This is a genomic window from Acidovorax sp. FG42 (assembly GCF_057809195.1).
Genome location: NZ_JBMDJM010000005.1, coordinates 121,650 through 136,080 on the forward strand (window position 1 = coordinate 121,650; position 14,431 = coordinate 136,080).

The 14,431-nt window shown below is 62.4% G+C and carries 11 protein-coding genes and 1 tRNA gene; 10 read left to right on the plus strand and 2 right to left on the minus strand.

Translation table 11 applies throughout. The features are described 5' to 3' along the window. Positions 1-22: 22 nt before the first annotated feature. Both ACODSM_RS07665 and ACODSM_RS07670 read left to right on the plus strand, forming a co-directional pair. Positions 23-829 carry a TatD family hydrolase gene (locus tag ACODSM_RS07665; RefSeq protein WP_015013860.1) on the plus strand — a complete coding sequence of 269 codons (807 nt, stop codon included), beginning with the start codon at positions 23-25 and terminating at the stop codon, positions 827-829. Beyond that, complete coding sequence (locus tag ACODSM_RS07670; protein ID WP_309824468.1) at positions 826-1,500, plus strand: ankyrin repeat domain-containing protein; 675 nt, start codon at positions 826-828, stop codon at positions 1,498-1,500. The genes ACODSM_RS07665 and ACODSM_RS07670 overlap by 4 nt, the downstream gene beginning before the upstream one ends. Positions 1,501-1,608: 108 nt before the next feature. Here ACODSM_RS07670 and msbA read toward each other — a convergent pair whose 3' ends face one another. Then, a complete protein-coding gene (gene msbA / locus ACODSM_RS07675; protein ID WP_488804852.1) occupies positions 1,609-3,411 on the minus strand; it encodes a lipid A export permease/ATP-binding protein MsbA in 1,803 nt (600 codons plus the stop codon). 140 nt (positions 3,412-3,551) lie between these two features. On the opposite strand from msbA, the gene tolB reads away from it, so the two are divergent. From tolB to ACODSM_RS07700, 5 genes are all read left to right on the plus strand, one after another. Beyond that, positions 3,552-4,871, plus strand: coding sequence for a Tol-Pal system beta propeller repeat protein TolB (gene tolB, locus ACODSM_RS07680; RefSeq protein ID WP_015013863.1), 1,320 nt, complete (start codon positions 3,552-3,554; stop codon positions 4,869-4,871). Positions 4,872-4,915: 44 nt separating this feature from the next. After that, complete coding sequence (gene pal / locus ACODSM_RS07685; protein WP_015013864.1) at positions 4,916-5,458, plus strand: peptidoglycan-associated lipoprotein Pal; 543 nt, start codon at positions 4,916-4,918, stop codon at positions 5,456-5,458. Then, positions 5,458-6,249, plus strand: a complete 792-nt coding sequence (ybgF, locus tag ACODSM_RS07690) for a tol-pal system protein YbgF (protein WP_015013865.1) — start codon at positions 5,458-5,460, stop codon at positions 6,247-6,249. Before pal ends, ybgF begins: the two co-directional genes overlap by 1 nt. Then, a complete protein-coding gene (locus ACODSM_RS07695; RefSeq protein WP_488804853.1) occupies positions 6,246-7,076 on the plus strand; it encodes a tRNA threonylcarbamoyladenosine dehydratase in 831 nt (276 codons plus the stop codon). The genes ybgF and ACODSM_RS07695 overlap by 4 nt, the downstream gene beginning before the upstream one ends. Positions 7,077-7,118: 42 nt before the next feature. After that, positions 7,119-7,194 (plus strand) — tRNA-Lys (locus ACODSM_RS07700). Positions 7,195-7,338: 144 nt separating this feature from the next. Here the strand turns inward: ACODSM_RS07700 and ACODSM_RS07705 are convergent. Then, positions 7,339-8,403 (minus strand): AI-2E family transporter, encoded by a 1,065-nt coding sequence (locus ACODSM_RS07705; RefSeq protein ID WP_488804854.1) that lies wholly within the window; start codon positions 8,401-8,403, stop codon positions 7,339-7,341. 242 nt (positions 8,404-8,645) lie between these two features. Between ACODSM_RS07705 and ACODSM_RS07710 the strand changes: the two genes are divergently transcribed. The 3 genes from ACODSM_RS07710 to lpdA all read left to right on the plus strand — a co-directional run bounded on the left by ACODSM_RS07710 (position 8,646) and on the right by lpdA (position 14,369). Then, the gene (locus ACODSM_RS07710) at positions 8,646-11,525 is read left to right on the plus strand and encodes a 2-oxoglutarate dehydrogenase E1 component (RefSeq protein ID WP_488804855.1); all 2,880 of its coding nucleotides are present in this window, start codon (positions 8,646-8,648) and stop codon (positions 11,523-11,525) included. A 51-nt stretch (positions 11,526-11,576) separates the two neighbouring features. Further along, the gene (gene odhB / locus ACODSM_RS07715) at positions 11,577-12,851 is read left to right on the plus strand and encodes a 2-oxoglutarate dehydrogenase complex dihydrolipoyllysine-residue succinyltransferase (protein ID WP_488804856.1); all 1,275 of its coding nucleotides are present in this window, start codon (positions 11,577-11,579) and stop codon (positions 12,849-12,851) included. Positions 12,852-12,941: 90 nt separating this feature from the next. Next, positions 12,942-14,369 carry a dihydrolipoyl dehydrogenase gene (gene lpdA, locus ACODSM_RS07720; protein ID WP_488804857.1) on the plus strand — a complete coding sequence of 476 codons (1,428 nt, stop codon included), beginning with the start codon at positions 12,942-12,944 and terminating at the stop codon, positions 14,367-14,369. Positions 14,370-14,431 lie beyond the last annotated feature (62 nt).

Consider the following 14,431-nt stretch of genomic DNA (forward strand, 5'->3'; position numbering starts at 1 on the left):
CGGCTTTTTTGTTTTTCATCACATGTTCACCGATTCGCACTGCCACCTCAACTTCCCGGAACTGGTCAGCCAGTTGCCCGCCATCCGCCAGGCCATGGCCGAGGCGCAGGTCACCCGGGCCCTGTGCATCTGCACCACCATGGAAGAGTTCGAGGGCGTGCACGCCCTGGCCCTGGCCCATGACAACTTCTGGAGCACAGTGGGTGTGCACCCCGACAACGAGGGCGTGACGGAACCCAGCGTGCAGGACCTGCTGGACCGCGCCGCTCTGCCCCGCGTGGTGGCGATTGGAGAGACCGGCCTGGACTATTACGGCATGGAAGACCGCAAGGGCGGGCGCAGCATTGCCGACCTGGAATGGCAACGCGACCGTTTCCGCACCCACATCCGCGCAGCGCGGGCCTGCGGAAAGCCGCTCATCATCCACACGCGCAGTGCGTCCGATGACACGCTGGCCATCCTGCGGGAAGAGGGCGAGGATGGCGCAAGCAACCAGGCGGGCGGCGTGTTCCACTGCTTTACCGAGTCGATGCAGGTGGCGCGCGCCGCGCTGGATCGGGGCTACTACATCTCGTTCTCGGGCATCGTCACCTTCAAGAGCGCACAGGAGTTGCGGGACGTGGTGGCCTTTGTGCCGCTGGACCGCATGCTCATCGAGACCGACAGCCCCTACCTGGCCCCGGTACCCTACCGTGGCAAGACCAACAACCCGTCGTATGTACCCCATGTGGCCCGGCAGGTGGCGGAGACCAAGGGGCTGGCGCTGGAGGTGGTGGCAGAGGCCACCAGCCGCAATTTCGATCGCTTGTTCCCTGAGGTAATGGCATGAACCTGCAACGACGTTCTGCCCTGGCCGCTGTGGCGCTGGGCCTGGTGTCTGCCCGGGCCTGGGCGGGTGCCTATGAAGACTTTTTTGTGGCCATCCTGCGCGATGACGGGGATGCAATCACTGCGCTGCTGCGCCGCGGCTTTGATCCGAACACGCGCGACCCCAAGGGGCAGGTGGGGCTCACGATTGCCCTGCAGAATGGAGCAAACAAGGCCGTTGCTGCGCTGCTGGCATCCCGCCGGCTGAATGTAGAGGCTCGCAACGCCAAGGACGAAAGTCCGTTGATGATGGCTGCCATCAAGGGCAACGTGGAGGCCGTCAAGGCGCTCATTGCACGCGATGCCGATGTCAACAAGACGGGTTGGACGCCGCTGCACTATGCCGCATCGGCAGGCTCGCCGCAGCATGCGGTCATCATTTCATTGCTGCTCGAAAACCACGCCTACATCGACGCGGCATCGCCCAATGGCACCACGCCGCTGATGATGGCCGCGCATTATGGCTCTACCGAGGCTGTGCAGTTGCTGCTGGATGAAGGGGCCGACCCTACGCTCAAGAACCAGCTGGGCTTGACCGCCGCCGATTTCGCCTTGCGTGTGAGCCGTACCGAGTCTGCGGAGAGAATCGCCGCGGCCATTCGGAAGCGCCAGCCCAACCGGGGCAAGTGGTAGCCAAGTAGCCAAGGCAGGCGCCAGCAGCACATAGAGGGCTTGTGCAAAGCGGGCCCTGGGCACTGTTTAGAAATCAGCAAAGGCCAGCACCAGTCGTGCCGCGCCTGCTTATTCAGCGATGGTCCCTGAGCCCGCCGCGGCGCGTGTCTGCAGCCGCGCATATAGCCCACCCAGCGCCATCAACTCGCTGTGGGTGCCTTGCTCGGCGATGCGCCCGCGCTCCATCACCACCACGCGGTCGGCATGCTCGATGGTGGAGAGCCGGTGCGCAATGACCAGGGTCGTGCGCCCTTGCATCAGGCGCTGCAGGGCTTCCTGCACCAGGCGTTCCGATTCGGTATCCAACGCGGAAGTCGCCTCGTCCAGGATGAGGATGGGAGCGTCCTTGTATAAGGCCCGTGCAATGGCCAGCCGCTGACGCTGCCCGCCGGACAACTGCGTAGCGTTGTGCCCCACCACCGTGTGGATGCCCTGCGGAAGACCGTCCACGTGCTCGGCGAGGTTGGCGGCAGCGAGGCATTCCAGCACGCGGGTTTCGTTCACGGCCTGGCCCAGAGCCACGTTGGCGGCAATGGTGTCGTTGAACATCACCACGTCCTGGCTCACCATCGCAAACTGCGACCGGAGGGACGCAAGGTCCCAGTCTTGCAAGGCATGCCCGTCGACGGCGGCGGTGCCTGCGGAAGGCAGCACAAAACGCGGCAGCAGGTTGACCAGTGTGGTCTTGCCTGCCCCGGAGGGACCCACCAGCGCCACGATCTCGCCCGGGGCCACCTGCAGGCTGACCCCATCCAGGGCGGGGGCGTGGTCGGCGCCGAACGATACGGTGACGTTGCTCAGCGTGAGCGCGCCTTGCACCCGGTCCTTGCGGTAGGTGCCGCCGGTTTCCGCGCCGGTGTCGCCCAGCAGCCCCAGGCCGCGCTCCAAGGCGGCGACACCCCGGGTCACGGGGCTGGCCACATCCGCCAGGCGCCGGATCGGCGCGATCAGCATCAGCATGGCCGTAATGAACGACACAAACCCGCCCACGGTCACATCCTTCACATCGACGGCACCCCGGCTCTGCCACAGCGCAATGCAGATCACCACCGACAGCGCGGCGGCGGCCAGTAACTGGGTCAGCGGCGTCATCGCCGCAGAGGCGATGGTGGACTTGATGGCCAGGCGGCGCAGGCTGCGGCTCAGGTCGGCAAAGCGTTGTGCCTGACCCCCCTGTGCGCCATGCAGGCGCACCATGCGGTGTGCCAGCACGTTTTCTTCGACCACATAGGCCAGCTCGTCGGTGGCCTGCTGGCTGCTCTTGGTGAGGTGGTACAGCCGCCGCGACAAGGTCTTCATGATCCAGGCGACCCCTGGAACAACAACGGCAACGATCAGTGTGAGCTGCCAATTGAGGTACAACAAATAGACCAGCAGCGCGACCAGCGTGAACCCGTCGCGCGACAGGCCGAGCAGGGCCTGCACCAGCAATGTCGCACCGGTCTGCACTTCATAGACCACCGTATTGGAGAGCGCGCTGGCCGACTGGCGCCCAAACAATCCCATCTCAGCGGCCAGAACACGATCAAACAGAGCCTGGCGCAGTGTCAGCATGCCTTCGTTGGCAATGCGTGCCAGCGCGTACTGGCCCACAAACTGGGCCACGCCACGTACGAAAAAGACCCCCAGAATCGCCAGGGGCACCATCCACAGTTGCAAGATGCCCTGGGTAAAGCCCTTGTCCAGCAGGGGTTGCAACAGGGCGGGGATCAAGGGCTCCGTGATGGCGCCCACCAGTGTGGCAACAATGGCCAGGCTCCAGGCCATTCGCTGGTCGCCAAAGTACACCGACAGCCGCTTCAGGCGCGCCATCAAGGTTGTGGGGGGATTGGGTGCGGGGGCAGGCGTCGTGCCCGTGTCGGTGGCTTGCATGTCGGCCGGATTCTACGTTTGTGCCATGTGAAGCCTGTCCGGCACGGTGTGTCGCGCACAGTTTGTCACAGGGGGCTCGCCGCTGTGTGTAACATTCGGGTTTGCCCTTTCGGCACTTGTTCGGCCACTGCTGGATGCCAATGACCACAGATCGAATCTCCCAACACCCATCTCCCGCAGCCCCGCTGCTTCCCTTGCGCCGCCAGTTGCTGGCCGCACTCATCGCCTCTCCCTCCATTCCCGCGCTTGCTCAGTTCCGAGTGGAAGTCACCGGCGTCGGGCTGACCCAGTTGCCCATCGCCATCGCTCCATTTCGCGGTGAGGCGCAATCACCCCAAAAAATCGCAGCCATCGTCCAGGCAGACCTGGAGCGCAGCGGGCAGTTCCGCGCGATTGATGCAACGGGGGCAGCGCTGGATGAAACCGCGCGGCCAGATGTCGCGCTGTGGCGCCAGAAGAGTGCGGATTCGCTGGCCACTGGCAGCGTCACGCGATTGGCGGATGGGCGCTTTGATGTGCGCTTTCGCCTTTGGGATGTGGTCAAGGGGCAAGACCTGGGCGGGCAGAGTTTTGTCGTTACGCAGGGCGACCTGCGTCTGGTCTCGCACCGCATTGCCGACTTCATCTACGAAAAGCTCACCGGCGAGCGCGGTATCTTCTCAACGCGCATTGCCTATGTGACCAAGACCGGCCCCCGTTACAGCCTGTGGGTAGCAGATGCCGACGGCGAAAACGCCCAGTCCGCACTGTCGAGTCCCGAGCCCATCATCTCGCCCGCGTGGTCTCCGAACGGCGGCCAGCTGGCGTACGTGTCGTTCGAATCGCGCAAGCCGGTGGTGTATGTGCACGATGTGGCCACAGGTCGCAGACGCTTGATCGCGAACTTCCGTGGCTCCAACAGTGCACCAGCCTGGGCACCAGACGGCCGCACGCTGGCAGTGACATTGAGCCGCGACGGTGGTTCGCAGCTGTACACCATCGACGCGAATGGCGGCGAGCCGCGCCGATTGATGCAAAGCTCTGGCATCGATACCGAGCCCGTGTTCTCAGGCGACGGCCGCAGCATCTTCTTTGTGAGCGACCGGGGAGGTGCGCCGCAAATCTACAAGGTGGGCGCGTCAGGGGGCAATGCGGAGCGCGTGACCTTTACCGGCACCTACAACATCTCGCCCAGCGTGAGTCCCGACGGTCGCTGGCTGGCCTACATCTCCCGCGTGGGGGGGGCGTTCAAGCTGCACGTGATGGACCTGTCCACGGGCACCGTCAATGCAGTGACTGACACGACGGCCGACGAAAATCCCAGCTTTGCACCCAACAGCCGCCTCATTGTTTACGCCACCCAGCAGCAGGGCCGTGAGGCCCTCATGACCACCACGTTGGACGGCAAGATCAAGGCGCGTCTCGCCGGCCAGGCCGGCGACATCCGCGAGCCGGACTGGGGCCCGTTCCAAAAGCAATGAACTTATTTGCAATTTCAGTTATCAAGCCTTCAGGAGAAATTTGGATGATGAAACGTATTACCCTTGCCCTCACCGTTGCCGCTCTCATGGCGGGCTGCAGTTCTGGCGTGAAGCTGGACGATGTGCCTGTCGAGGACAAAAATGCGACCTCCACTATGGGTGGTGCCAACAACGGTGCCAACTCCGGCAACACGTCGCAAAGCGGCGTGGCTGGCGTGGACCTTGGCCAGTCCGGCCGTGACGGCGCAGGCCCCGTCGGCGTTGCGCGCGTCGTGTACTTCGACTACGACAGCTACGTGATCAAACCCGAGTTCCAGTCGATGATCGAAGCACACTCCCGCTTCATCAAGGCGGCTCCCAACCGCAAGGTCATGATCGAAGGTCATACCGATGACCGTGGCGGCCGCGAGTACAACCTGGCCCTGGGCCAGAAGCGTGCAGAAGCTGTGCGCCGTTCGCTGGGCTTGTTGGGCGTGCCTGACAGCCAGGTCGAGGCCGTGAGTTTCGGCAAGGAAAAGCCTGCAGCCCAAGGCACCACCGAAGACGCCCGCGCCCAGAACCGTCGCGCTGAACTGTCGTACCGTTGATGGCGCCCGCTGCACCGGTTTTTTCGCTGCGGGCGCTGGCAATGGCCGCGATGCTCGCCGCGTCGTTGTCTTCCGCCCATGCGGCGATCTTTGAAGACGGCGAGGCGCGGCGCGCCATCTTGGAGATGCGACAACGCGTGGATGGCCTGCAGTTGTCTCAGCAGCGCTCTGCCGAAGAGGTGCGCAAGCTCGGCGAAGAAAACGCTCAGCTGCGCCGCAGTCTGCTGGATTTGCAGACCCAGATCGAGACCCTGCGCGCCGAGCAGGCCAAGCTGAACGGCCAGAACGAGCAGCTGCTGCGCGATGTAGGTGAGCTGCAGCGCCGTCAGAAGGATATTGCCCAAGGCGTGGACGAGCGGTTGCGGCAGTTCGAGCCCATCAAGGTCACGGTGGATGGCCGCGAGTTTCAGGCAGACCCGGCGGAAAAGCGGGACTTTGAAGCGGCCCTGGCTGTGTTTCGGTCCGGCAAGTTCCCTGACGCCAGTGCCGCTTTCGCTGCCTTCGTGCGGCAGTATCCGCGCAGCGGTTACGTGCCTTCTGCGCGTTTCTGGCTGGGCAATGCCCAGTACGCGACCCGCGAGTACAAGGAAGCCATCGGCAATTTCAAGCAGATGCTGGCCGAGGCCCCCACGCACGCACGTGCGCCCGAGGCCGCGCTGTCCATCGCCAATTGCCAGATTGAGCTCAAGGACACCCGCACTGCGCGCAAGACGCTGGAAGACCTTCTGCGAGCCTATCCGCAGTCTGAAGCGGCCGTTGCTGCCAAAGAGCGCCTCTCAAGGCTCAAATGACGGCGGTTGGTGTGGCCTTGGCCTCGCAACCTGCCGCAGACGAGGCGGCGGAGCACGCATTGGAGCGTCGCTTCGGCGGGCTTCAGCGGCTCTATGGCGTGCAGGGGGCAGCCAGAATTCGGGCCGCTCACGTGGCCGTGGTCGGCATTGGTGGCGTCGGATCTTGGGCTGCGGAGGCGCTTGCTCGCAGTGGCGTCGCTCAAATCACCTTGATCGATTTGGACCATGTCGCTGAATCGAACATCAACCGCCAGATCCACGCATTGACCGACACCGTAGGGCAAGCCAAGGTTTTGGCCATGCGCGATCGCATCGCGCAGATCCACCCAGGATGCACCGTCCACTGCGTTGAGGAGTTTGTGGAGCCCGGAAATTGGCCGGATTTGTTGCAGACGCCTGTGGACGCACTGATTGATGCGTGTGACCAGATCAAGGCCAAAACGGCGTTGTCGGTGTGGGCGCGGGCCCATGGTGTGCTGCACATCACCGTGGGCGCAGCAGGCGGCAAGCGGCATGCGCACAAGGTGGATGTGGATGATCTTGCATTCACGACCCACGACCCGCTGCTGGCACAGATGCGCTACCAGCTGCGCAAGCACCATGGCGCGCCGCGTGAGGGCAAGAAGATCGGGGTCCCCTGTGTTTTCAGCCGCGAGGCGGTAGCTCCGCCAGATACCTCCTGCAACATCGATGGCGATGGATCTTTGAACTGCCATGGCTACGGATCGGTGGTTGCCGTGACTGCGACCTTCGGTCAATGTGCGGCCGGCTGGGTACTCGATAAACTTGTAACCGATTCCAAATCGGCAGGGAAAAAGACGCTATAATCCAAGGCTTTGCAGCAATCGATACGATGGTTGCAATCGGTCGGGACGTTAGCTCAGTTGGTAGAGCAGCGGACTTTTAATCCGTTGGTCACAAGTTCGAATCTTGTACGTCCTACCACTCGATTCAAAAACGTACTTTCAAGTGCGTTTTCCGCCAAAAGCCTCCCTCGGGAGGCTTTTGTTTTTGGTGCTCAGCTTATCTGAGGTCATTGGGGCGTGATGCCCCGGGATATTGGCACGCTTGGTCTGGGCCAAGCGGGTATCACTGGGTGGGGGCGTCCGTTTCAGCCGAGGGTGCAAAAAGGTCCCAACTGGCCATGAACAAGGCCGCAATCACGGGGCCGATCACAAACCCCGTCAGGCCGAACAAGGCCATGCCGCCCAAGGTGGATATCAGCACGATGTAGTCGGGCATCTTGGTGTCCTTGCCCACCAGAACGGGGCGCAAGATGTTGTCCACGAGTCCAATCACAAAGACTCCAAACGCCGTCAACACCACCCCTTGCCACATGGCACCGGTTGCCAGAAAGTAGATGGCGACGGGTACCCAAATCAGCCCGGCGCCCACTGCGGGCAACAGCGACAGGAAGGCCATCAGAACCCCCCACAGCACAGGGCCCTGGATGCCCAGGATCCAGAAAATCATGCCGCCCAGTGCGCCCTGAGAGGCTGCTACCACAATGTTGCCTTTAACCGTGGCTCGGATCACGGTGGTGAATTTGTCCACCAGCTGACGTTTGTGGGCCTCTTCCAGGGGGGTGGCCTGACCGATACGCTTCGCCAGGCTGGCACCGTCGCGCAGCAGGAAGAACAGCAGATACAGCATGATGCCGAAGCTGACGATGAACTCGAGTGTGTTTTGGCCGATGCTCAGCGCCTGCGTCGCAACAAATTGACTGGCCTGTACCGCAAAGGATGAAAGCTTCTGTTGAAGCTCGCTCACGCTGGTCAGTTGCAGGCGATCGAGCAGGTTGACGGCCCAGGCGGGTAGGGCGGCGATGACCTGTTGCAGGTACAGCCCAAAATTGATCTGGCCGGAGCGTACGCGCTCATAGATGGCGGTGGCTTCTTGAATCAACGACACCGTGATGGCAGCCATGGGCAGGATCACCACCACCAGGCACAGGCCAAGCGTGCACAGCGCCGCCAGTGTGGGGCGCCTTGGCATTTTTCTCAGCAATTTGCGATGCAGTGGCGCAAAGAGGATGGCAAGAATGACACCCCAGAAAACGGCTCCGTGAAACTGCCACAGGATCGTGCCGAATGCGATGGTGACGACGGTGAGCAGCAGCAAAAAGGCTTTGTCCTGGAGGTGTTGATGCGGCATGGAGTTGGGTTTGAAATGGGATACCCGGAATGTACGCGAGGCGCCAGTCGAAGCGGATTTTTGGAGGATGCAGTGATGGCCGCATCCATTTTTTAGGGGTGGACTTTGGTTCAGTGGCACAATGGCGGCCGTACCAAGGCCCTTCCCCAGCCACAGTCGCATCCGCCAACCGGTTCAGCCGTGTCGCGGAAGGTTTCTCAACCAGCTAATGCTTTCCCAAGGAAAGCGGAGGTCAGCGGAATATGAGCGATACGACATCCGTCTATCAAGCCTACCAAGGCAACACTTACCTCTTCGGCGGCAATGCGCCCTATGTCGAAGAGATGTACGAGAACTATCTCGCCAACCCCGGTAGCGTGCCAGATACGTGGCGCGAGTACTTTGATGCGCTGCAGCACGTCCCGGCCGTGGATGGCAGCAACGCCAAAGACGTTCCGCACCTGCCCGTCATCAATGCCTTCGCAGAGCGCGCCAAGCAAGGCGGCACCAAGGTGGTGGTGGCGACCGGTGCCGACTCGGAGCTGGGTCGCAAGCGCACGGCCGTACAGCAACTGATCGCCGCCTATCGCAACGTGGGCCAACGTTGGGCCGATCTGGACCCGCTCAAGCGCACCGAGCGTCCCGCAATTCCCGAGCTGGAACCCTCTTTCTACGGTTTCAGCGATGCCGACCAGGAAACCGTGTTCAACACCAGCAACACGTTCTTCGGCAAAGAGTCGATGACCTTGCGCGAGTTGATCAACGCGCTGCGCGAGACCTATTGCGGCTCCATCGGTGCCGAATACATGTACGCCACCGACCAGAATCAGAAGCGCTGGTGGCAAGAGAAGCTGGAAACCATCCGCAGCAAGCCCAACTTTGGCGCGGACAAGAAGAAGCAGATCCTGGACCGCCTGACGGCCGCTGAAGGCCTCGAGCGTTTCCTGCACACCAAGTACGTAGGTCAAAAGCGTTTTTCGCTCGAAGGTGGTGAGAGCTTCATCGCTGCGATGGATGAACTCATCCAGTCTGCTGGCGCCAAGGGTGTGCAAGAAATTGTGATCGGTATGGCCCACCGTGGCCGTCTGAACGTGCTGGTCAACTCCCTGGGCAAGATGCCTAAGGACCTGTTCGCAGAGTTCGACCACACCGCTCCCGAAGACCTGCCTGCGGGTGACGTGAAGTACCACCAGGGCTTCAGTTCGGACGTGACCACCCCCGGCGGCCCGGTTCACCTGTCGCTGGCATTCAACCCATCGCACCTCGAAATCGTGAACCCGGTGGTCGAAGGCTCTGTGCGCGCTCGCATGGATCGCCGTGCCGACCCCCATGGCAAGCAGGTTCTGCCAGTGCTGGTCCATGGCGACGCAGCTTTTGCGGGCCAAGGCGTCAACCAGGAAACGCTGGCGCTGGCCCAGACCCGTGGCTACTACACGGGCGGCACGGTGCACATCATCATCAACAACCAGATCGGTTTCACTACCTCCGATCCACGTGACGCACGCTCCACGCTGTATTGCACCGACATCGTGAAGATGATCGAGTCGCCCGTGCTGCACGTGAACGGTGATGACCCAGAAGCCGTGGTTCTGGCGACCCAACTGGCGCTTGAATTCCGCATGGAATTCAAGAAAGACGTCGTGGTGGACATCATCTGCTTCCGCAAGCTGGGCCACAACGAGCAGGACACCCCGGCTCTGACGCAGCCGCTGATGTACAAGAAGATTGGCGCACACCCCGGTACCCGCAAGCTGTACGCCGACAAGCTGGCCACCCAAGGTCTGGGCGAGTCGCTGGGCGATGACATGGTCAAGGCTTACCGTGCCGCCATGGACGCGGGCAAGCACACGGTCGATCCGGTGCTGACCAACTTCAAGAGCAAGTACGCCGTGGACTGGAGCCCGTTCCTGGGCAAAAAGTGGACGGATGCTGGTGACACCGCTATCCCGCTGGCCGAGTGGAAGCGTCTGGCTGAGAAGATCACCACCATCCCTGACAGCGTCACGCCACACCAGCTCGTCAAGAAGGTGTACGACGACCGTGCTGCGATGGGCCGTGGCGATATGCCCGTGGATTGGGGTATGGGCGAGCACATGGCGTTTGCTTCGCTGGTGGCCAGCGGCTACCCAGTGCGCCTGTCCGGCGAGGACTGCGGCCGTGGCACGTTCACGCACCGCCACGCCGTGATCCATGATCAAAAGCGCGAGAAGTGGGACATCGGTACCTATGTCCCGCTGCAAAACGTGGCCGACAACCAGGCTCCGTTTGTCGTGATCGACTCCATCCTGTCCGAAGAGGCGGTGCTGGGCTTCGAGTACGGCTATGCATCGAACGACCCCAACACCTTGGTGATCTGGGAAGCGCAGTTCGGCGACTTCGCCAACGGCGCGCAAGTGGTGATCGACCAGTTCATCGCCTCGGGCGAAGTGAAGTGGGGCCGTGTGAACGGCATCACCCTGATGCTGCCCCACGGCTATGAAGGCCAGGGCCCTGAGCACAGCTCGGCCCGCCTGGAGCGCTTCATGCAGCTGGCTGCCGACACCAACATGCAGATCGTGCAGCCCACCACGGCCAGCCAGATCTTCCACGTGTTGCGTCGCCAGATGGTGCGTGATCTGCGCAAGCCGCTGATCATCATGACGCCCAAGTCGCTGCTGCGCAACAAGGACGCCACCTCGCCGCTGTCTGAGTTCACCAAGGGTAGCTTCCAGACGGTGATCCCCGAACAGGATGAAGCGATCGTGAAAAAGGCCGCTAAGGTCAAGCGCGTGATCGCATGCTCGGGCAAGGTGTACTACGACCTCGTGAAGAAGCGCGCCGAGAAGGAAGCCGACGATGTGGCGATTCTGCGCGTCGAACAGCTGTACCCCTTCCCGCACAAGGCGTTCTCCGCTGAGCTGAAGAAGTACCCGAACGCTACCGACGTGGTGTGGTGCCAGGACGAGCCGCAGAACCAGGGCGCCTGGTTCTTCGTGCAGCACTACATCCACGAAAACATGCTCGACGGCCAGAAGCTGGGCTACTCCGGTCGCGCTGCTTCGGCATCGCCAGCCGTGGGTTACTCGCACCTGCACCAGGAACAACAAAAGGCGCTGGTGGACGGCGCGTTTGCCAAGCTCAAGGGTTTTGTCCTGACCAAGTAAGGCCAGCTGCGACCCGACAACAGAACAAAACCCCATTCCGAAAGAATTGATATGGCTATCGTAGAAGTCAAAGTCCCTCAGCTGTCCGAATCCGTGGCCGAAGCCACGATGCTGACCTGGAAGAAGAAGGCCGGTGAGGCCGTGGCCGTGGATGAAATCCTGATCGAAATCGAAACCGACAAGGTCGTGCTCGAAGTGCCAGCGCCCGCCGCTGGCGTGCTGGCAGAAATCATCCAGGGCGATGGCGCCACGGTGGTGGCTGACCAGCTCATTGCCAAGATCGACACCGAAGGCAAGGCCGGTGCTGCAGCTCCTGCTCCGGCAGCAGCAGCTCCCGTGGCTGCGGCAGCACCTGCTGCAGCCCCCGCCGCTGCTGGCGGCTCCAAGGGTGATGTGGCCATGCCTGCCGCAGCCAAGCTGTTGGCCGACAACAACCTGTCTGTGTCGGCCGTGGCCGGTTCGGGCAAGGATGGCCGCGTGACTAAGGGCGATGTGCTGGCTGCAGTGGCGGGCGGCGCCAAGGCTGCCGTGGCTGCCGTGGCTGCGCCCAGCGTGATTCCCACGGGCGTGCCCACCAAGGCACTGCCCCAGGTGGCAGCGCCCACTGGCAAGGAAGACCTGAGCGGCCGTCCCGAGCAGCGCGTGCCCATGAGCCGCCTGCGCGCCCGTGTGGCCGAGCGTCTGCTGCAGTCGCAGTCGACCAACGCCATCCTGACCACGTTCAACGAAGTGAACATGGCCCCCGTGATGGACCTGCGCAAGAAGTTCCAGGACAGCTTCACCAAAGAGCACGGCACCAAGCTGGGCTTCATGTCCTTCTTCGTCAAGGCTGCTGTGCATGCCCTTAAGAAGTACCCTGTGCTGAACGCATCGGTGGACGGTAACGACATCGTTTACCACGGCTACTTCGACATCGGTATCGCCGTCGGCTCGCCCCGTGGCCTGGTGGTGCCCATCCTGCGCAATGCAGACCAGATGAGCTTCGCCGACATCGAGAAAAAGATCGCTGAGTTCGGCAAGAAGGCTGCTGAAGGCAAGCTGGGCATTGAAGAAATGACCGGCGGCACGTTCTCCATCTCCAATGGCGGCACGTTCGGCTCCATGCTGTCCACGCCCATCATCAACCCGCCCCAGTCGGCCATCCTGGGCGTGCACGCCACCAAGGACCGCGCCGTGGTCGAAAACGGCCAGATCGTGATCCGCCCGATGAACTACCTGGCCATGTCCTATGACCACCGCATCATCGACGGCCGCGAAGCCGTGCTGGGCCTGGTGGCGATGAAGGACGCGCTGGAAGACCCATCGCGCCTGCTGTTCGACATCTGATCCCCTGACTGCATCGACCCACCCGCGTGGCCCGGCCTCTGGTCCTGCCCGCCGGTGGGTCTTTCTCCAACTGACTGAACGAGATTTCCCATGAGCAAACAATTTGATGTGATCGTCATTGGTGGCGGCCCTGGCGGCTACATTGCCGCCATCCGCGCCGCCCAGCTGGGCTTCAATGTCGCCTGTATCGACGAGTGGAAGAACGACAAGGGCGGCCCCGCACCCGGCGGCACCTGCACCAACGTCGGTTGCATCCCCTCCAAGGCGCTGCTGCAGTCGTCCGAGCACTTCGAGCATGCCAACAAGCACTTTGCCGAGCACGGCATCACGGCGACCGGCGTCAAGATGGACGTGGCCAAGATGATTGCCCGCAAGGACGCCGTCGTGAAGCAGAACAACGACGGCATCCTGTACCTGTTCAAGAAGAACAAGGTCAGCTTCTTCCACGGCCGTGGCTCGTTCGCCAAGGCCGTCGAGGGGGGTTACGAGATCAAGGTGGCGGGTGCCGCTGAAGAGACGCTGACCGGCAAGCAGATCATCATCGCCACCGGCTCCAACGCCCGTGCGCTGCCCGGCACGCCGTTTGATGAGGAACTGGTGCTGTCCAACGATGGCGCCCTGCGCGTCGGCGCCGTGCCCAAGAAGCTGGGCCTGATCGGCTCGGGCGTGATCGGCCTGGAAATGGGCTCGGTGTGGCGCCGCCTGGGTGCTGAAGTCACCATCCTTGAAGGCCTGCCGACCTTCCTGGGTGCGGTGGACGAGCAGATCGCCAAGGAAGCCAAGAAGGCATTCGACAAGCAGGGCCTGAAGATCGAGCTGGGCGTGAAGGTTGGCGAGATCAAGACCAGCAAGAAGGGCGTGAGCATTGCCTACACCAACGCCAAGGGCGAAGCCCAGTCGCTGGATGTGGACAAGCTCATCGTTTCCATCGGCCGCGTGCCCAACACCATTGGCCTGAACACCGAAGCCGTGGGCCTGCAACTGGACGAGCGCGGCGCCGTCGTGGTGGATGCTGACTGCAAGACCAACCTGCGGGGCGTCTGGGCCGTGGGTGACGTGGTGCGTGGCCCGATGCTAGCGCACAAGGCTGAGGAAGAAGGTGTTGCCGTGGCCGAGCGCATCGCCGGCCAGCATGGCCACGTCAACTTCAACACCATCCCCTGGGTGATCTACACCAGCCCCGAGATTGCCTGGGTGGGCCGCACTGAGCAGCAGCTCAAAGCCGACGGCGTCAAGTACAAGGCTGGCAGCTTCCCGTTCCTCGCCAACGGCCGCGCACGCGCGCTGGGCGACACCACCGGCATGGTCAAGATGCTGGCCGATGCCGAGACGGATGAAATCCTGGGCGTTCACATCGTGGGCCCACAGGCCAGCGAACTGATCGCCGAGGCCGTGGTGGCCATGGAGTTCAAGGCCAGCAGCGAAGACATCGCGCGCATCTGTCACGCCCACCCCAGCCTGAGCGAAGCCACCAAAGAAGCAGCGCTGGCAGTGGACAAGCGCACTCTGAACTTCTGATTGAGGCCTCAATCAGCTACAGGCGCATGATTTACATGCGCTTGTAGCTATTATTTTTGTAG